At 38.2% G+C, this 18,830-nt stretch carries 12 protein-coding genes and 1 pseudogene; 9 read left to right on the top strand and 4 right to left on the bottom strand.

The features are described 5' to 3' along the window. Positions 1-95: 95 nt before the first annotated feature. From H6G76_RS36715 to H6G76_RS27705, 3 genes and pseudogenes are all read left to right on the top strand, one after another. Positions 96-311 (top strand): annotated as a pseudogene (locus H6G76_RS36715) (ATP-binding protein); the annotation flags it as partial. 472 nt (positions 312-783) lie between these two features. Then, positions 784-1,617 (top strand): choice-of-anchor W domain-containing protein, encoded by an 834-nt coding sequence (locus H6G76_RS27700; RefSeq protein WP_190708320.1) that lies wholly within the window; start codon positions 784-786, stop codon positions 1,615-1,617. A 150-nt stretch (positions 1,618-1,767) separates the two neighbouring features. Further along, positions 1,768-3,492 (top strand): NFACT family protein, encoded by a 1,725-nt coding sequence (locus H6G76_RS27705; protein WP_190708322.1) that lies wholly within the window; start codon positions 1,768-1,770, stop codon positions 3,490-3,492. A gap of 378 nt (positions 3,493-3,870) precedes the next feature. Here the strand turns inward: H6G76_RS27705 and H6G76_RS27710 are convergent, their stop codons facing one another. Next, positions 3,871-5,565 (bottom strand): iron uptake porin, encoded by a 1,695-nt coding sequence (locus H6G76_RS27710; protein ID WP_190708324.1) that lies wholly within the window; start codon positions 5,563-5,565, stop codon positions 3,871-3,873. 337 nt (positions 5,566-5,902) lie between these two features. Between H6G76_RS27710 and H6G76_RS27715 the strand changes: the two genes are divergently transcribed. Continuing rightward, the gene (locus H6G76_RS27715) at positions 5,903-6,910 is read left to right on the top strand and encodes a metal ABC transporter solute-binding protein, Zn/Mn family (protein WP_190708344.1); all 1,008 of its coding nucleotides are present in this window, start codon (positions 5,903-5,905) and stop codon (positions 6,908-6,910) included. Positions 6,911-6,959: 49 nt separating this feature from the next. Next, the gene (locus H6G76_RS27720) at positions 6,960-7,733 is read left to right on the top strand and encodes a metal ABC transporter ATP-binding protein (RefSeq protein WP_190708326.1); all 774 of its coding nucleotides are present in this window, start codon (positions 6,960-6,962) and stop codon (positions 7,731-7,733) included. A gap of 16 nt (positions 7,734-7,749) precedes the next feature. Here H6G76_RS27720 and H6G76_RS27725 read toward each other — a convergent pair whose 3' ends face one another. Together H6G76_RS27725 and H6G76_RS27730 are read right to left on the bottom strand one after the other, a co-directional pair. Further along, positions 7,750-8,103: a metalloregulator ArsR/SmtB family transcription factor gene (locus H6G76_RS27725; RefSeq protein WP_190708328.1), complete on the bottom strand. Its 354-nt coding sequence runs from the start codon at positions 8,101-8,103 to the stop codon at positions 7,750-7,752. 458 nt (positions 8,104-8,561) lie between these two features. Next, positions 8,562-10,721 carry a Tex family protein gene (locus H6G76_RS27730; protein ID WP_190708330.1) on the bottom strand — a complete coding sequence of 720 codons (2,160 nt, stop codon included), beginning with the start codon at positions 10,719-10,721 and terminating at the stop codon, positions 8,562-8,564. Between the two features lie 239 nt (positions 10,722-10,960). On the opposite strand from H6G76_RS27730, the gene H6G76_RS27735 reads away from it, so the two are divergent. Further along, complete coding sequence (locus tag H6G76_RS27735) at positions 10,961-11,197, top strand: hypothetical protein (RefSeq protein ID WP_190708332.1); 237 nt, start codon at positions 10,961-10,963, stop codon at positions 11,195-11,197. 423 nt (positions 11,198-11,620) lie between these two features. Here H6G76_RS27735 and H6G76_RS27740 read toward each other — a convergent pair whose 3' ends face one another. After that, a complete protein-coding gene (locus H6G76_RS27740) occupies positions 11,621-13,774 on the bottom strand; it encodes a polysaccharide biosynthesis tyrosine autokinase (protein ID WP_190708346.1) in 2,154 nt (717 codons plus the stop codon). 1,820 nt (positions 13,775-15,594) lie between these two features. On the opposite strand from H6G76_RS27740, the gene H6G76_RS27745 reads away from it, so the two are divergent. From H6G76_RS27745 to H6G76_RS27755, 3 genes are all read left to right on the top strand, one after another. Beyond that, positions 15,595-16,944: a glycosyltransferase family 4 protein gene (locus H6G76_RS27745; protein ID WP_190708335.1), complete on the top strand. Its 1,350-nt coding sequence runs from the start codon at positions 15,595-15,597 to the stop codon at positions 16,942-16,944. Positions 16,945-17,332: 388 nt separating this feature from the next. Continuing rightward, positions 17,333-17,761: a hypothetical protein gene (locus H6G76_RS27750; RefSeq protein WP_190708337.1), complete on the top strand. Its 429-nt coding sequence runs from the start codon at positions 17,333-17,335 to the stop codon at positions 17,759-17,761. Between the two features lie 15 nt (positions 17,762-17,776). Beyond that, positions 17,777-18,616, top strand: a complete 840-nt coding sequence (locus H6G76_RS27755; RefSeq protein ID WP_190708338.1) for an ABC transporter permease — start codon at positions 17,777-17,779, stop codon at positions 18,614-18,616. Positions 18,617-18,830: the final 214 nt, after the last annotated feature.

Here is an 18,830-nt window from a genome sequence, read left to right on the forward strand (position 1 = left end):
CTTAGCGTTTACTCTGCGTACCTCTGCGTTATGGACACGCAATCTGGATCGATAAACTATGCAGACATCACCATTTCTATCTTAGGAGGAATTTTGCTGTTGAACATCAAAAGCGAATATTTGATCGCTTCTACCGAGTCGATGGCGATGCCTAAGGCGGGCTGCGCCTACGCTCTCGTACCTCTGGTGGTTCCGGACTGGGATTAGCCATAGCAAGAGCGATCGCCCAAGCACACAAAGGCAGCATTCACGTTCAAAGTCAGCCAGGGCTTGGCAGTACATTTACAGTTCGACTTCCAGGAGCATCCTAAATGTGCAGAAGTGAATGGCACGCTTGTTAACGGTAAACCCAGTATTTATCAGGCTTCTGGGTGTAGGTAATAAATTGGATACAGCCAAAGACATTTAACTCTGTTACCTGTTACCTGTTCACTGCTGTAACATTTCATTTAATCAAAAACAACCGTCTGTACTACGTAAGTATTTACGGTAAATTAGTCAAAAATTTGTCTTTGTATTAATTTTTGATTTAAATTAGAGTGAGTTCTAGACTTTTGCTCAACCCTTATTTTAAGCTTGTAGTACAAAATAAATACCTTACTCAACTACACTGATTTCACTTGTATCAATACGTTGGCATCAACTTATATGATTCAGAAAAAAAAGTTGAAATGTATTGATACTAGACTTATTAGGGTGAAAAACATTTAAATAAATCAATTAGGTGCAAGCTACCAGATTTTTAACATTTATGGCGAAAAACCGCCGCTTACAGGAGAAACCATGTTATTTTTCAACCAGCTTAGAGGTAATAAAAAATTATTTTTGGCTTTAGGATTAGTTGCCTTAGGGTTAGTCATCGCTCCCAACCCAGCAAAAGCTGTATCAATCGTCCCTTTGACATCTCAAGATGCTGATTCAGATTTCGACGATTTAGATTTTAACTTGTTGCTAGATAAAGGAGATTTTAAAGAGTTATTTGTGGCAGAGGGTCGAATTGGTAATAATAACGGACAGCTAAACTATGGTGAGCGGGAATTAGGAATTAATAGAGATGTGAGGGCAACTGTTGGTGCTGGTCTTCCTGTAGCTAAAGGAGATTTGCCGTGGGGTAATGGTAAAGTCTGGGATTTTAGTTTGGAATATACAGGTAGCAAGGTAACTTACAAAGTTTTTGACATTGCCCAAGCTGTAGAACTAACCACACAAGAATTTAGTGGGCCTGTCACTGATATCTTTTTACGTACCTTTGCTAGACAAGACAATATTGTTAGCACTACTGACCCTAGCAAAAATAACACTAACAATAAGGTGACATTGAGTGACCTTGTGTTTAATGGAACAGCACTGGGCAGTTTGTCATCTTCGGGTACAGCTATTAGCAAAGATACAGATTATCTCCATCTCGGCAAGATATCTTCTGGCTTCAAGCTAACTGGTAAAACTGCTTTTAGCTGGGTAGGGAAAGCACCTACAAACTCTAATCTGGCTTTCCAAATTAAAGTGGGTACTTCTAAATCAGTGCCAGAGCCTAGTACACTTGGTGCTATTTTTGTTGCTACCATGACAGGTGCAGCAGCATTGAAACGAAAAAAACTGGCTAGTCAACAGATTTAAATTAACAGTTAAGATTTCTAAAAAATCACTGCTAAGACAAAAGCGATCGCTTTCATCAATTGCGATCGCTTTTTCTGATGATGATCAGACTCAGCCAGACACGATAGCATATACTGAGCATCGATGTTTGAACGCTAATGGCTTATTTTTGTGCAACCAGTTGACTTAACCACTCTCACATCTGCTTGTAGCGAACTCCGCGCTTACTGGCTGCCATCGCGTTTAGAACAAGTTTATCAGCGCGATCGCTACACTATTTCTGTGGCTTTACGTACCTTAAAACAAAGGGGTTGGCTCGAAATTTCTTGGCATCCCCAAGCTGCACGCCTTTGCATGGGTGATCCGCCGCCACGATTACCAGATACTTTTACCTTTAGCCAGCAATTAGTACACCAATTGGGTGGCTTGGCTTTAGTTGCCATAGAAGCGATCGCACCTTGGGAACGTGCGATTGATTTACAATTTGCTCGTCGTCCTGGAGAAAATGCCCTCTATCATTTATATGTAGAGATTATGGGCAAATACAGTAATGCCATTCTCACGGATGCGAATAATTTAATCATTACTGCTGCCCATCAAGTTAGTGAGCAACAATCGAGTGTGCGTCCCATACAAACTGGACAGCCTTATGAAATCCCGCCTAAACTTACAGGCCCGGTTCCCAACTTGAGTGAATCTCAAGCACGGTGGCAAGAAAGAGTGAGCTTAGTTCCGGGTGCAATCAAGCGTCAACTAATCAAAAGTTATAGCGGTTTAAGTGCAGCATTAATAGATTCGATGCTGCTAGCAACTAACATCTTACCAGACACAACAACTGATAATCTTTGTGCTGAGGATTGGCAAAAACTATTTCAACACTGGCAAGAATGGTTGCAAGCTTTAGATTTAGGTAATTTTCAACCAGCTTGGACAGCAACGGGATATACAGTTATGGGTTGGGGTGCGATCGCACCAGCTAAAGATACCCAAACATTACTAAACAAGTATTACACTGACCAACTCAATCAACAGGTATTTAGCCAGTTACGCCATCAATTGAGTCAGAAATTAAATAATATTCTGGCCAAGTTGCGAATTAAGGCACAAACGTTTACAGAACGCTTGCAGCAATCAGACCAAGCTGATGATTATCGCCAAAAAGCAGATTTATTGATGGCGCACCTGCAAAACTGGGAACCGGGTATGAAAGAAATTAGCCTACCAGATTTTGAGACAGGTGAACCAGTTGCGATCGCACTCCAGCCAGATAAAAATGCTGTGCAGAATGCTCAAAACCTTTACAAGCAGCATCAAAAACTCAAACGTGCGCGTTCAGCAGTCGAACCACTACTATTAGATGTAAAATCCGAGATTGAGTATTTAGAACAAGTAGAAGCTGCGATCGCTCAAATCGAAAGCTATCAAACAGCCGAAGACTTGCAAGCCCTAGAAGAAATCCGCGACGAGTTAATCGGGCAAAAGTATTTAGAAGATCCAGAATATCGCAACCGCAGCACCGAAGAATCTGCTAACACCAACTTCCATCGTTACCGCACACCTAACGGCTTTGAAATCTTAATCGGTCGCAATAATCGGCAAAACGACCACTTAACTTTTCGGGTAGCAGGAGATTATGACTTATGGTTTCATGCTCAAGAAATTCCTGGAAGCCATTTACTCATGCGCTTAGAACCCGGTGCTGTTCCAGAAGCCAGCGACTTGGAATTTGCCGCTAACCTCGCCGCTTATTACAGTCGTGCGCGTCAGAGCGACCAAGTACCAGTGGTATACACTCAGCCAAAGTACGTCTACAAACCCAAAGGAGCCAAACCAGGAATTGCCATTTATAAACAAGAGCGCATCCTTTGGGGAAAACCGCAGTTGGTCAATGGTTAATAGTCATTTGTCATTGGTCATTGGTCATTAGTATTGCACCCCTATCTCCCTTGTCCTCCTTGTCTCCCCTGCCCCCCTGCACCCTTACCTCCCACCTCTACCCTTTGGTAGTTGTGAATTATCCTGAAAGATAGAAGGCAATCTATACAGCTCATATCTTTTTTTAGTAAATTTTTAAGAAAAAACTGTGTTGGCTGTTACAATATTGTTAAGAAAAGTTTCCCGTCGCAATTTTGGGAACGCGCGATCGGGTTTTAACTCTATTGAGAAGACAACGCGAAACAACTTATGATAGACCGGCTGTGGGAGGCTGGTCTTTTTATTTAAGGATTTACATATAAATCGTGTAGAGACGTAGCATTGCTACGTCTCTGCGTCTTAGAAAGTGAAGGTGGTGCGTATCGTACCAACCACAATATCATCGTTGTCATTGTTGTGGTCTGGCGCAGTCAACCAAATCACCCCAGGAGTGATGGTGATGTTGTCGCTGAGTTTGTACTGGTAAAAGCCTTCAATGTGCAGTGATGTATCAGAGTCAGTACCAATTGCATTCCTAATACCGTTGCTGGCACCAGTTACTTTAGGTTCCATACCTACAATGATGCCGCCAACACTGCCGGGTTTACCCAAATCTGGAAAGGCAAGTGTGACAGCATAATTCCAAATATCTAGTTCACCACGAGGTATTGTTCCGGCATCTGTAGTAACTTCTGAAAGTGTGCGTGTGTTGGTATAGCCAACCCAACCACCAATGGCAATTTTGGGGCTAAATTGGAATGATGCCTGAATACCGTAGGAATTGCTGGAAATTGGCAGGTCAACTGGTTCTCCTAAAAAACCTACCAAAGCCGGATTTGTTGCCAATGCGGTACGCAAGTTTGCACGGTTACTACCAGCAGTCAAGTCAGCGTTATAAGAGTTAACGTAAGTAAAGCCGAGAGTTAAACCCTCAATAGGCTTGACAGTTAATTGTCCAATAGCGCCATAAGCCCCATCAAACAAACCATTTCCTGGTGTGGGGTCGTTAGGTGTACTGGCTAAATAACCTAGAGTCAATTCCAATTTGTCGCTAAACTCATGTCTCACACCAATTCCAGAACCAGCGACGGGATAATAAATTGGGTTGCGTGTACCAAAGTTAGATAAAGCCCCAAAATCACCGTCACCATCAAAGAATGGGTTGACTGTATTCGTAAAGTCATCAGCCGCACCAGCATTTGCTTCTAGCACGACTGTTGTTTTTTCACCGAGGGGGAAGCTATACAACAGTGCGTCTATTGCCACTTCATTATTATTGTCAGCGCTGAAAGTCCCAGCCGTAAATCGCAAATCACCTTCTGGTGTTAGGGTAGAGCTAGACAAAGCATTCAAATTGGTGGCTTGCAGTCGAGTTCTTAACAAGTCTTCACCTGTAAAACTGGTGTTTAAGTCAAGACGTACTCTATCTCCTAAGAAAGGTACTCTCTCAATTCTGTCGCCGTTGGCATTATCACCTGCAAAAACGCTGATGGGTGCAATAACGACAACACCACTCAGTTTCGTTGTGGTTGAAAACTGATTTGCTTCCAACTCAGCAGTGCGCGCTTCTACGGCATCTACACGACCCCGTAATGTGGCTAATTCTGCACTAAATTCTTCTTGTAGCTTTTGTAATGCGGCTAAATCTTGCTTTGTTACTAATTCACTTGTGGCGGTAGCAATTAATTCGTTCACTCGATCTAAACAAGCGTTTAAACCCGCAGCAAATTCATAGCGTGTAAGTGCGCGATTACCACGATAAGTACTGTTGGGATAGCCTGCAATACAACCATAACGTTCTACTAAAGATTGTAAAGCTTGGAACGCCCAGTCTGTGGGTTGCACGTCAGAAAGTTGAGATACTGAAGTAACTTGTGCTATTACATTTTCTTGAATAGTATTCTCAATTGGTTGCTCTGGAGTTATCGCAACTAATGATTCTGTTTTTACTTCTGCTGTTGCAGATGTTTCTTCTGCCCATGTAGTTCCACTGGCTGATAATATAGTACCAAAAACTGCTGAAATAACCAGCAGATATTGCCTTAGTTTGTGCATTTTTTATCCTCACACTTTTACCGTCGGTAGCGCATAACACTGCGCTTTTGAAATAATACTTTTTAAGAAGTATTCTCAAAATATTATCAGTACTCAGCAACTTTATTAACCTAAAAAGTCAAGAAAAATTTAATTATTTAAGTAATTAAAGCCAGCAAAAAAAAGTAACTCTGTCAGTTTTAGAGTTACTTTTTATACAAAATTTTTTTGACAATATACTGTGAGAATGAGAATTATTATAATATACTTAATAAAATCAGTTTCATTATCAATATCAATACAAAATGTCCCAAAGCCAAAATTACTGTCCTTGCCAGGAGAAAACACGGTGAATAAGATGCTTGCAGCTTATATCAAAAAGAAAGAAAGAAGCGGTTTATTACCGTTAATTGCTTTGCTGATATGTTTACTAAATCTAAGCTGCACTCCATCGAACTCAAAACAAGCAACAACTAGTGAAACGCCACAAGTACAAGAGGCTGCATCTAAGCCATCATCGCAATTAGTAAACACTAAAGTTGTAACAACGTTTTTACCGATGTACCTGTTTACTAAGGCGGTAGCTGGGGATGCAGCAGATGTAGAAATTTTAGTGCCGCCGGGTACGGAGGTACATGAGTACCAAGCTACACCAAATAATGTAAAAGCGATCGCTACAGCCAATGTTTTAGTTAAAAATGGTTTAGGACTAGAAGAATTTCTGGAAAATACAGTCAAAAATGCCCAAAATTCCAAATTAGTTGAAATCGATGCTAGCCAAGGTATTAAACCTTTAGGCGAAATTTCGCCAGTTGTCACAACGGTAAAAGAAGAAAAAGACCACGCACACGAACATACACAAGGAAATCCTCATGTTTGGTTAGATCCTGTGTTAGCCAAACAGCAGGTAATAAATATTCGTGATGGGTTAATTGCTGCTGACCCTAATAATAAAGCTACTTACACAGCTAACGCTGCGGCGTACATACAAGAATTAGAAAAGTTAAATAATGAATTTCAGCAAACTTTACAGCAGAACCCTAACTGTACTTTTGTAACTTTTCACGATGCCTATTCATATTTAGCTCAACGCTACAACCTCAAGCAAGTGGCTGTAGTTCAAATTCCTGAAGATCAGTTGTCACCAAAAGATGTGCAAACAGCAGTTAATACAGTCAAACAATACAAAGTTAATGCTTTGTTTAGTGAACCAGGAGTAGATAACAAATTATTGACAAGCCTTTCCCAAGATTTGAAGTTAGATTTGCGAACACTAGACTCTTTAGAAACAGGTGAGACAGATCCACAATATTATTTCAAGGCAATGAGAACAAATTTACAAACTCTAGAATCAGCTTGTAAATGAAGGTATTTTCATATAAATATTATTTAATAATTATAATTACTAAAAACCTATGACAACAACTATTTTAACAGTAGAAGGATTGACGGTATATCAAGGAAATTATTTAGCTCTTCGAGATGTTTCTTTTGAATTATTGCCGGGAACAGACACCGCGATAGTGGGGCCTAATGGTGCTGGTAAAAGTACTTTGGTCAAAGCAATTTTAGAATTAATCCCCCGCAGTGCTGGCAAGATTGAAATATTTGGTCGTCCAATTACAAAACTTGGTGGTCTACGCCATTTTTTGGGTTATATGCCACAAAATTTTATTTTTGACCGGAGTTTTCCGATTTCTGTGAATGAATTAATTGGGTTGGGCTGGACGAAAGAAGTTCAAAAGCAAGATTCACTTTTCACGAAATTTTGGAAACGCAATATAGAAAAAACAACAGCAGTAACAGAAGCTTTACAACGAACTGGAGTTTATCATCTGCGACATCAATCTATTGGGACTCTCAGTGGTGGTCAACTGAAGCGGTTGTTATTAGCTTATTGTTTGGTAATGCCTCGGAAACTTTTGGTACTAGATGAAGCTTTTGCTGGGGTTGATATGCAAGGCGCGGCAGATTTTTATGTATTGTTGAATGAGTTAAAGCAAGAAGAAGGTTGGACGATATTGCAGGTTTCCCATGATATTGATATGGTAAGCCGACATTGCGATCGCGTCCTTTGTCTCAATCAAACCGTTGTTTGTACTGGTCAGCCTGAAATTGCCTTATCACCCGAAAACCTGTTAGCAACTTATGGCCCAGGCTTTAGCCGCTATCATCACCATCACAATTAAAGTTTTCAGTAAAATTTTATTCGGGTTCATCTAAGTGTTCAGCTACAGCTTGGTAAAGATGGAAAATATGATTATCGTGGAGTTGATAAAACACATTTCGTCCTTGCTTGCGATAGCTGACTAAACGCATAGCCCGTAAGTTACGTAGTTGATGAGAAACAGCAGATTCACTCATATCTAACGATGCGGCTAAATCACCAACACATAGTTCTTTTTGCGCCAAAAGAGAGAGAATTCGCAGACGATTAGCATCTCCTAAAAAGCTAAAAAATTCTGCCATGCGTTGAGATTTTTCAATGCTCAGAACTGGCTCGGCAAGCGGTGATATAATATTACTATCGATAGTTGATATTGAATTAAATTGAACCATTGTTTAAAAAAATATAATTGAATTCTTAATTACAAGTTAATGAATTGTTGAGCAAATAAGCTAAAAAACTTCTAATTCGCATGACTGAATTAAACATTGTTTTTATAGATTATACATCTTGCATACTCTAATCATGAAAATTAGACGGAGAATAGCTGATCTATTATAAGTTTTTTTATTCAAATATTCTAAATAATCTACCTAATGGCTGAACAATAGAATTTGGCTAATAATAGTTAATTTCGTGGCGGTGAAAGTTCTTGAAAATATAAGTTTTTGGTTTCTGGATTTCAGATGAATTTCCAGTTAATTGAGGTACAGAAGCAATGTTTTGAAACGCAGAGTGTCGCGGAGGTAAGCATTAAGTTGAATTTGATATTACTAGCGATCGCAGAAATTAACAAGTGCAAAAACATCAGGCTAGGGAACAGAAAACCCTTTGACTGTTCCCTGCTATATTATTGCTTGACTGCTTTCATCGACAAGCTAATTCTTTTGAGTTTTTCGTTGACTTCCAAAACTTTAACTTTAACAACTTGCCCTACTTTCACAACTTTTTTGGGGTCGTCTACAAATCTATCGGCTAGTTGGGAAATATGCACTAAACCATCTTGATGTACGCCAATATCGACGAAAGCACCAAAGTTGGCAACATTGCTAATTATTCCCTCTAGTTCCATCCCTTCTTTTAAATCGGTAATTTCTTTGATTCCCTCTTTAAAGGTGGCATACTTAAATTCTGCACGGGGGTCTCTACCGGGTTTTTCTAGTTCGCTGAGGATGTCACGTAGCGTAGGTTCACCAACGGTATCTGTAACGTATTTTTTTAGGTTGACTTTTTTCAGGTTTTCAGCAATTTGATTCACCTGATTTAATGATACGTTGAGGTCAGATGCGATCGCTTCAATTACTGAGTAACTTTCTGGATGCACAGCTGTATTATCTAAAGGGTTATCACCACCGCGAATTCGTAAAAATCCTGCTGCTTGTTCAAAGGCTTTCGGCCCCAACTTTGGGACTTTTAAAAGTTGACGGCGATTTTTAAAAGCTCCATTTTGATTCCGATAGGTAACAATGTTATTGGCAACTGTGGCTGTAATCCCAGAAACGAAAGTTAATAATTCTTTTGAGGCGGTATTTAAATCTACGCCAACGTAATTCACACAACTTTCTACAGTTTCATCCAGTTTCTTTTTTAATAATTTTTGGTCAACATCATGCTGATACTGTCCGACACCTATTGATTTAGCATCGATTTTAACTAGTTCTGCCAAAGGATCTTGCAAACGGCGACCGATGCTAATCGCACCGCGAACTGTCAAATCTAAATCAGGAAATTCTTCTTGTGCTACTTTGCTGGCAGAATATATAGATGCACCCGACTCATTAACTACGACCTTAATAGGTTTGCGGTCTAATGTTTGGAATACTTCGGCGACAAATTCTTCTGTCTCACGGGATGCTGTACCATTCCCAATAGCAATTAGCTCAATTTTGTATTTTTCAATTAAGTTTTTCAGAGTTTGGGCGGCTTTTTTACGCTGTTCTGCTGCTTGGTGCGGAAAAACTGCCTGATATTCTAAAAATTGCCCTGTTTCATCTAATACAGCAACTTTACAACCAGTTCTAAACCCAGGGTCAATTGCTAGGGTTGGTTTCATTCCTGCTGGTGCAGACAGCAATAACTCGCGTAGATTAGTTTCAAATGTTTTAATAGATTCTATGTCTGCATAGCTTTTCTTTTCACCAATTACTTCTCCCATTAGAGATGCTTTCATCAGACGATTGAAAGCATCTTTTAGCATTACTTGATAGAAATCCCTTATTGCCCGGACTTTTGTTTTAATTATTTGCGATTCTAGATAACCAAGCACAACATCTTCATCAAAGGTAATGTCGAAGTTTAAGATACCTTCAGTTTCACCACGACATAAAGCCAACATATTGTGCGGGGCAATATTTTTGACTTTTATTTGATAGTTTCGGTACATTTCAAACTTGGTTGTACCTTCAGGATAATCATCTTTAATTTTAGAAACAAATAGTCCGGTTTCTAAAAAGAAATCACGTAAGTAAGCACGTAGTTCAGATTTTTCGGCTACTTCTTCTGCTAATATGTCAGACGCGCCTTTAAGTGCTTCTTCTGGCGTTTTCAAGCCTTTTTCTTCAGATATATACTTTGCTGCTTCTGCTTCTAAAGATGCGGCTACCCCATTTTTAACATTCAGCGATTTAATAAATTCTGCTAGTGGTTCTAACCCTTTTTCTCTAGCGATTGTGGCACGGGTGCGGCGTTTTGGTCGATAGGGTAAGTATAAATCCTCAAGTTCCGTTTTTTGTAGACAAGAGGTAATTTTCGCTTTTAACTCATCGGTAAGTTTACCTTGTTCAGCGATCGCATTTAAAATTACCGCTTTTCGTTCTTCTAATTCTGTTAAGTAATTGTACTTATCAAATAAATCGCGCAATTGGATTTCATTCATTTCACCAGTGCGCTCTTTGCGGTAACGTGCAATAAATGGAACTGTTGCACCCTCCGCTAAAAGTTCCAGAGCGTTCTGCACCTGAAAGGGTTTAAGGTCTAGTTCAGTTGCCAATAGTTGAGGAATGTTCAGCATCGGGAGTTCAAGTTGAAAAGATTACTTCTAAAGGTAATATGCTAGATCAATCTAGCGGTAGTAGCACTGAGTGTTAAACTAATTTACCGAATAAGTGCGGAAAGTTCGCTTACTGATTGTTTATTTATTTAGACTATTGTTAATAAATCATTTTTAGATGTAAAATTAACGACAATTATGAAGACTAATTTATTTTAACTTTATGAACACTTTACATTTGGGTTAGGAGAGAATTAGCAATGGCTTTGTTTTTTTTAGTTCCTTTGTTTACTGGTTTAGTAACTGGCTATCTATCAAAAAAATGTCATGATGAGGTAGCTTATCTGATAGGCGTTTTTACAATCATCAGCTTATTTGTAAGTTTGGTGTTAGCACCCTGGCAGATCCAACTAGTGCTGTTAATTTTGGTTTTTATCAGTACCCAGAGACTTTTACGGAATAATGAGAACAAACAAAGTCCAACCAATAGAAAATAGCTAACAACAATCGGTGATAGAGATTGTAGCGATCGCCTGTATATTCTTTACAGCATTTTTTATCTGGATGAGATACATTTTTCTAATCTCTAGTCTCTCGCCTCTATCTACTTGTACTGCAATCAACCGAAAAATGCTGTAAGTACTGGCAGCAAGAGTGAGTGCAGGGCAATGGCGATCGCTTTCTACGGATGAAACTCAAGTATAAATTATTACCTGTCTTCTTTTTTGTTGCCTATTGCCTATTTCCTACCCACATAAGTATGTTCAGTAATCAAACCGGATTCTTATATATTCGAGTTATTAACTAGTACACCACGGCGGAAATAAGCAGACCATTGAAAAGTTCTAAACAGCTTATTCCATAGTACTTTTGACTTTTGACTTCCGCTTTGCGGTACTAGAGCTACAGTTTATAACTCTCTAATAATAAGTATTAAAGTTAGTTTTTTCACCGTTACCAACTATACCTAAAACATTCAATCGAGAAATTTTTAGATTCTCCAAAGCGTGCCTTAAAACTGATGATTCAGTTTTGCCAATCTTCACCACCAACAAAATACCATCAGTATGTGGTGCAATTAAGCTGACATCAGCTAGCCCCACCAAAGGAGGAACATCATAAATTACTAAATCAAAGGAATTATGAAATTCCGCCATTAATCGCTTCATTTTCTCAGAGGATAGCAATTTAGTCGGATCAGGTGGTATGGGGCCAGAGGTAATTACTGATAAATGATTGAATTCAGGTATTTTTTGGATTACTTCTCCGGCTGGCAAGTTTGTCGAAATTAAGTTACTCAACCCCCAAAGATTCATTAAATCTGCAAAGTTATGGATTGTTGGCTTGCGTAAATCTGCATCTACCAGTAGCACCTTCTGCCCCATTGCTGTAGCTATTTGAGCCAGATTAAACGCCACAGTAGACTTACCATCACCAGGCATAGCAGAGGTAATGATGAGAGAGCGAATCGAGCGATCGGAACTCAGGAGTTGAATATTGGTATAAAGTACCCGTAAAGATTCTAAAAAGTTTGTAGAATAATTACTAATTTCTGGGAGGGTCGCAACATTTGAATCAGGAAGAAATTCTGAAAAGTATTTAGGTAAATTGAAACCAGGAATATTCTGAACTAAACCTTGCTCCTGATCAGTTTGAAACTCTTTTTCAAAAGGTAGATTACCTAACACAGGTAGTTTAATCTTTTCTTGTAAATCATTGATTGTATTGTATGTATTATTTAATTTTTCTAGTAGTAAAGCTACTGCAATTCCTGCTAAGATACTCGCCACCAATCCTGAGATTAGATTACGTGTCAGACTAGATGAAGTTACAGGATATGCCGGTCTAGCTGGTGCTTGTATTAACTGCCAGCCGAATTCTGATTGAGATCTTTGAATTTGGAGATTTTCACGAGTAGATAAAAAACGGTTGAGGCTCTCTACTGCAACTTGTAATCTCCGTTGCAAATTAGCATATTGTCGTGACAAAACAGGCAACTGCTGACGTTTTTGCGCTAACTCTTGTTCTCTTTTCGCTATTGCCTGACTTTGGACTTCCAAGATTCTAATTCCAGTTGCTATTTCGGCACGTTTAGTATCTAAAAAACGCTTTGCTTCTTGGTTAATTAACGGCAATAGACTGTCTCGTCTGTCTTGGATTGATTGAAGTGTGGGGTTATTTGGTTGTAAGCGAGTTGCTTCCGCCGCTACCAGAGCATCTAACTGATTTTTTTGAGTAATTAACTGCTGATATAAAGGAGCATTAATTAGTGCAGATTTTTGACCATCTGAACTTTGAAGCAGAGTTAAATTAACGCGGCCTTGTGCTAATTGGACATTAATAGCTTGCTTTTGTCCAGCTAAGTCTATAGCTTCCTTATCTAAGATTTGCGCCTCTGTTTCTGGATCATTAAGAGCGTACTTTTGCTTGAAACCTTGTAACTGTTTTTGCAGCTGATCTACACGATTCTGAGCAATTTGTAATTGTTGTTCAACAAACTGAAGCCCTTGCCGTAATTTAGTTTGTCGTTTTTCTTGACTATATTCTAGGTAAGATTGAGCAGTTTTATCCAAAACTAATTTAACTTTATCTGGGTCATCCCCTTGATAAGTAACTTGGATAATTTTTGTTGATTCTAATCGGGAAACAATTAAAAATTGTGCCAATGAATCATAGTTAAAATCTGGATAACTAACTTTTACCTCCCTCACAATATCTCCCAAGATTAAAGGACTCTTGAGAATTTGAATTTGACTATCGTAATCTAACCCAGACTGATTTGTGCTTTGCTCATCTTGAATCACATCGACAGTTTTACTATCATCACTTACCGGTTCTACTAAAATCTGAAAACTTCCTTCGTATTCTGGCTTAGTTGGGTTAAGCATTAAGCCAACAACAACAGTAGCCATGACTAAACTTGCAACTCCAGAAATAAGTAGCCACCTTCGCCGTAAAATACCCAATATTTCTTTAAAATTCCAACCTCCTTCTTGTTCTTCTGTCCACGAGAGAGGTTGATTCTGAAATACTATATGTCCTGAGTTGGAGAATTGAGAAGGATGTTGTTCCATCATCGATGAATGTTTGGTAATAAACCATACAGGTTATTTATAACAATTTTTTTGCCTGAGATTAGGTATTATCAATTATTACTAAATAAAATTAATTGCAGAAAACACATTATTTTATCACCTCAAGTAAGTATATACGTATAATAATTGACATTAGAGGTAGTCGGATTTATCATTTAAACTACTTATTGACTATTCTAAAAACGTACTTGGGGTTGCTTTTCAGTGAAGAGTATTTGCTAGTTTATGTAATTTACTCCCAAGTCGTTAGAGTTTTAAACTACACACGGCAATCAATATTTTAAGATATTTTTTAGCAATTAGATAAAGTTATATTTGCAGAAGTTTTATTTGAGTAACCAATATCTTCATTTGTAGTGAGTATTTACTACTGTATAAATTGTTTGGGTTGATTATAAGTGCAGACCTTGACGATGCATTAGGCTACTCAGACTATCTTTAGCCTTTATAAAAAAATTCTTTCTAACTTTCTACAATGGAAATTAGGCACATTTACTCAAAAATCAACAAGTAGTTATAGCAATCTTATCTGATTTATACACTGTTTATCAAAGCAGGCAATAAGGAATAGATTTGTTTGAGTCTCATTTAGGGCGGCTATAGTTGAGGCCTTTTAGCATTAAACATTTACATTTATATACGTTAACAGACCTTGCTTAATTAAGGTATGTTTCAGGCTGTCAGGGGAAAGGATATTCCATAAGGAGGTTATTCCTGCTATTACCATTGATATATTTTTATGGCTATTATTAGCCTCGCATTTTTATTACTCTCCTTTTTCTCTCATCCATTCATACTACTATTAGGGAGAGTCAAAAAATAAAATTACCCGCATCGAGACGCGCCCTTTGGTGCGAAAGCACAGCATTCCAGTCATCTAACGCACTCTACCTTGATGGGATGGGCGGTTTTATTCCTGGTAAGTGCCTTAATGCTATTTACATCAATAATTTCAACTGATTAAGCTACATTATTTCTTACTAATCTTCTTCTACCTTTAGATATAAATTTGTTGCATAGTAAATAATAGCTTTGAGTAGAATATTAGGTACTATATGATAGTACTTACTAGTAAGAAAAAAGAGCATTAATTATACATAAGAAATTCTACTTATTCAAAACGAGATTTTATGAAGATTTGATTTAAAACAGTTTGAGTCAGATGAATTTTTGATGAAGCATTCAAGTCTATTTTGAAACATGATGTTATTGCGATCTAAAATTACAAAAGGATAAACTGCGGTGAATATAACAAGGTTTACCAGCACAAAAAATTAAAGTTAAAATTTTAATTACGATTTTTTAGTATTTTTTTGGAGAAAGCAATGTAAAATATCAGATAAACTTAACAGCCTATTGTTTGTAAGTTCAATATTTGTTGATATCGCTGTAAATGTTATATATTGAAAGCAAATTTCATTTCTACCAATGAAGCTTTCTTTGATAATTGTGTTATATATTTTGGTAGTCTGTGTCTAATTTTTTATTAATAAATACGATATAGGAATCCGGTTTGATTACTGAACATACTGGTGTGGTCAAGCAATAGGCAATAGAAAGAAGGCAAGTAAAACAATGTACTGATTTTTTCAAAAATCAAATACTATCCTATATCAGCATTTATATAACCTAAGTGAAGATAAGCTTCAAGAAATGTAGGTATAGAAAGTAAAAAGTATATTTAGATTTTTTAAATTGAAAAAAGCTACTCCAAGTATTGAATTTTTATTGATTAACTCCTTTAGTTGTTCAGTAGTATTTTCCAAAAACTCTCTAGATTCTCAAATAGGATAGAGCCGATGAGACTTAATGAATGGATTAATCAAAAATTTACGCAATCCATTTCTACTCAGTTAGAAGCAGAAAGTGATGATTCTGTAAAAACTCAGCAATCTATTAAATTATCTGTAGTTACTCAATATTTTCCTCCAGATTTTGCTGCGACCGGACAATTAATTGAGGAACTTGTGAAACAATTAGGTCAGCAAGGAGTAGATGTAGAAGTTTTTACGAGTCAACCTGGCTATGCATTTCACTCCGAAAAAGCCCCATCTGTAGAACGAGAAGATGGAATTCGCGTTAAACGTTCTCGGACTGCTCAACTCTGGCCGGGCAGAATTCGGGGTAAAGCTGTTAATGGTATATTGTACACTTTACGTGCTGTGCTTTATATATTCAGAGCATGGCAGCGTAACAATTTACTGTTAGTGACAACAGCGCCTCCTTTTCTGCCACTTGTCGGATATTTGGCTTATTTATTGTTTAAATTGCCATATGTCTGCATAATATACGATCTTTACCCAGATATTGCGATCGCCTTAGGAGTAGTTTCTCAGCGTCATTGGATAGTCAGACTCTGGTATGCTCTTAACCGACAAGTTTGGTTAAATGCTAAAGGGATTGTAGTTCTCTCTCCAGCAATGAAACAACGGGTTTTAGCTCATTGTCCGCAGGTAGAAGATAAAATTTCTGTGATTCACAGTTGGGCCAACCCCGATTTGATAGTCCCTATTGCCAAGCAAGAAAACTGGTTTGCCTGGAAGTACAATCTTGTAAAAAAATTTACCGTTCTCTACTCTGGCAATATGGGTCGCTGTCACGACATTGACACCATGCTAGAAGCTGCCAAAGAACTCAAACATGAGCCAATTCAGTTTGTTTGTATTGGCGGTGGGGCAAAGCGTGAAGAATTAATTCACGAAGTAAATAGATTAGGTCTGAAAAACTTCACCTTCCTACCATATCAAGAAAAACAAGTACTGCCCTATTCTTTAACAGCCTGCGATTTATCCTTCGTGAGTGTCGATGAAATTACAGAAGGTTTAGTTGTTCCTAGCAAGCTTTATTCAGCCTTAGCAGCTGGAAGACCCATAGCAGTTATTTGTTCTCCTTACTCATATCTGAGACAAATAGTTGCAGAAGCCAACTGTGGTGGTACCTTCGATAATGGAGATAGCCACGGTCTAGCTCAATTTATCCGCTTACTCAGCCGTGATCCACAATTAGCAGAAAGGATGGGCAAGGCAGGTCGTCAGTATTTGCGATCGCACTTTACACCTAAATTAATCTCGCAACAATATCTTGATGTTTTACAGCAAGCAGTATCTACTGATGAAGAGATCGTTGTAACTCAAAGTAATACAAACTAAAAATTGGGGACAGAAATTTTCAGACAATGAAGTTAAATTATCTTCTGAAAAACTTCCAGCAATTTAGTCTAAAGTATATCGAATATATGATAAAGTTTAGACAAATAAATTACTCTTATTTAGTATCATTATGCAAAATTTGCTGTCTGTAAATATTTTATTCTTGTAATAAAAGCTCAACGCTTTTATTACAAGAATAAAATTAACACTCAATATATACCAAGCATTTACAAGCAGCGAACAGCAATTACACAAAAAATCTAAACTGACTTTAATTGAATATTTTGCAGGTAATTTTTAGGAGTTGGGCTTTGATGGTCTTATTGATCTCAGCCTCTCCAACGCAACCTTCCTTATTTTGTTATGTATTTTAATCTGGGAGGCCGAATTGCAGAGAAGGTGTGACCGAAATCGGAAACGTTCAAAAAGAAGAGCTATCTACTGCCCCATACATGGTTGCTATATAGATAGCATGAGTCAAAAGTATCATTTGTTTGCTGATCAAGCAGGGCAATTACAACAAAGAGGAATGAATCGGCGGAGTGCATTAATGCTCGTAGCCAGTCAGACCGCAGTTCCTATAGAAGGAGAATGGTTAGAAGCTTTTTGGTGTGAGGAATGCCAACAGACAAAATGGTATCACGTACATAAGTCTGGCGATCGCAACTATGAAATTGTACCAGCACCGCAACAGCTTTGGCAGCAGGTCACAGGAGTGATAGCACCACATGGCAACCCTTCTGTTGGAGAGTTTACCCGCAGGCAATCACGGCTGATTAGTTACAACAACATTAAAGATTTTAAGTTTGTGGGTTAAGCTTTACATCTATACATGAACAAACAATCTACATCCCAACAGGAGTTAGTAATAGAAGCTGGACGTACCGAACGCCAGTATTGGCAAGACTTATGGCGTTATCGGGAATTATTCTATTTTCTAGCTTGGCGCGATATTCTAGTTCGCTATAAACAAACAGCAATCGGTATTGCTTGGGCATTAATTCGCCCATTCCTGACAATGGTAGTCTTTACCGTAGTCTTCGGAAATTTAGCGAAATTGCCTTCTGAGGGAGTGCCATATCCGATATTAGTATTTGCAGCTATGCTACCTTGGCAGTTTTTTGCTAACGCTTTGAGTGAGTGTAGTAACAGTTTAATTACTAACGCCAACCTGATATCTAAAGTCTACTTCCCCCGCTTGATAGTCCCAATTAGTGCGGTGATTGTCAGCTTTGTAGATTTCATGGTTTCAGGCATAATTATGCTGGGACTGATGGCTTGGTATAACTTTGTTCCTGATTGGCGAATATTAACATTGCCCTTATTTATTGCGATCGCATTTGCTGCGGCAATTGGATGTGGACTATGGTTAGCAGCATTAAATGTCGAATACCGAGACTTTCGCTACATTGTGCCATTTATCGTTCAGTTCGGATTATATATATCACCCGTCGGCTTTAGTAGCAGCGTAGTACCAGAACAGTGGCGTTTATTATATTCTCTCAACCCAATGGTAGGGGTGATTGATGGTTTTCGGTGGGCGATTCTAGGAGGTAATTCTAGAATTTATTGGCCAGGATTTACACTATCTCTAGCACTAGTTTTAGTTTTACTGTTAAGTGGTATTTGGTATTTCCGCAAAACAGAACGGACATTTGCAGACGTAATTTAGCAAGATGATGCCTGATATAACAATCTTATTTTATTTCTAAAGTACTGGTTGAGGCAGGAAATAGGGAGTAGAGAGTGGGGAGTAGATTTGTTTGTAATTCCTACACGGACTGCTATAGAACCCATTTGACATCTTATGAGGTTTTGAATTAAGGTACTCCTCAGCATCTAAAATCCAATGCTAATGGCGTATTCCAGCGACTTCACTGATGCAG

The sequence above is a fragment of the Nostoc sp. FACHB-152 genome (assembly GCF_014697475.1).
Classification (GTDB): Bacteria; Cyanobacteriota; Cyanobacteriia; order Cyanobacteriales; family Nostocaceae; genus Nostoc_B.

Bases quoted from the DNA above. Each gene is read 5' to 3' on its own strand.
- H6G76_RS27700 (WP_190708320.1), top strand. From the start codon at position 784: ATGTTATTTTTCAACCAGCTTAGAGGTAATAAAAAATTATTTTTGGCT.
- H6G76_RS27710 (WP_190708324.1), bottom strand. From the start codon at position 5,565: ATGCACAAACTAAGGCAATATCTGCTGGTTATTTCAGCAGTTTTTGGT.
- H6G76_RS27715 (WP_190708344.1), top strand. From the start codon at position 5,903: ATGCTTGCAGCTTATATCAAAAAGAAAGAAAGAAGCGGTTTATTACCG.
- H6G76_RS27720 (WP_190708326.1), top strand. From the start codon at position 6,960: ATGACAACAACTATTTTAACAGTAGAAGGATTGACGGTATATCAAGGA.
- H6G76_RS27725 (WP_190708328.1), bottom strand. From the start codon at position 8,103: ATGGTTCAATTTAATTCAATATCAACTATCGATAGTAATATTATATCA.
- H6G76_RS27730 (WP_190708330.1), bottom strand. From the start codon at position 10,721: ATGCTGAACATTCCTCAACTATTGGCAACTGAACTAGACCTTAAACCC.
- H6G76_RS27735 (WP_190708332.1), top strand. From the start codon at position 10,961: ATGGCTTTGTTTTTTTTAGTTCCTTTGTTTACTGGTTTAGTAACTGGC.
- H6G76_RS27740 (WP_190708346.1), bottom strand. From the start codon at position 13,774: ATGGAACAACATCCTTCTCAATTCTCCAACTCAGGACATATAGTATTT.
- H6G76_RS27745 (WP_190708335.1), top strand. From the start codon at position 15,595: ATGAGACTTAATGAATGGATTAATCAAAAATTTACGCAATCCATTTCT.
- H6G76_RS27755 (WP_190708338.1), top strand. From the start codon at position 17,777: ATGAACAAACAATCTACATCCCAACAGGAGTTAGTAATAGAAGCTGGA.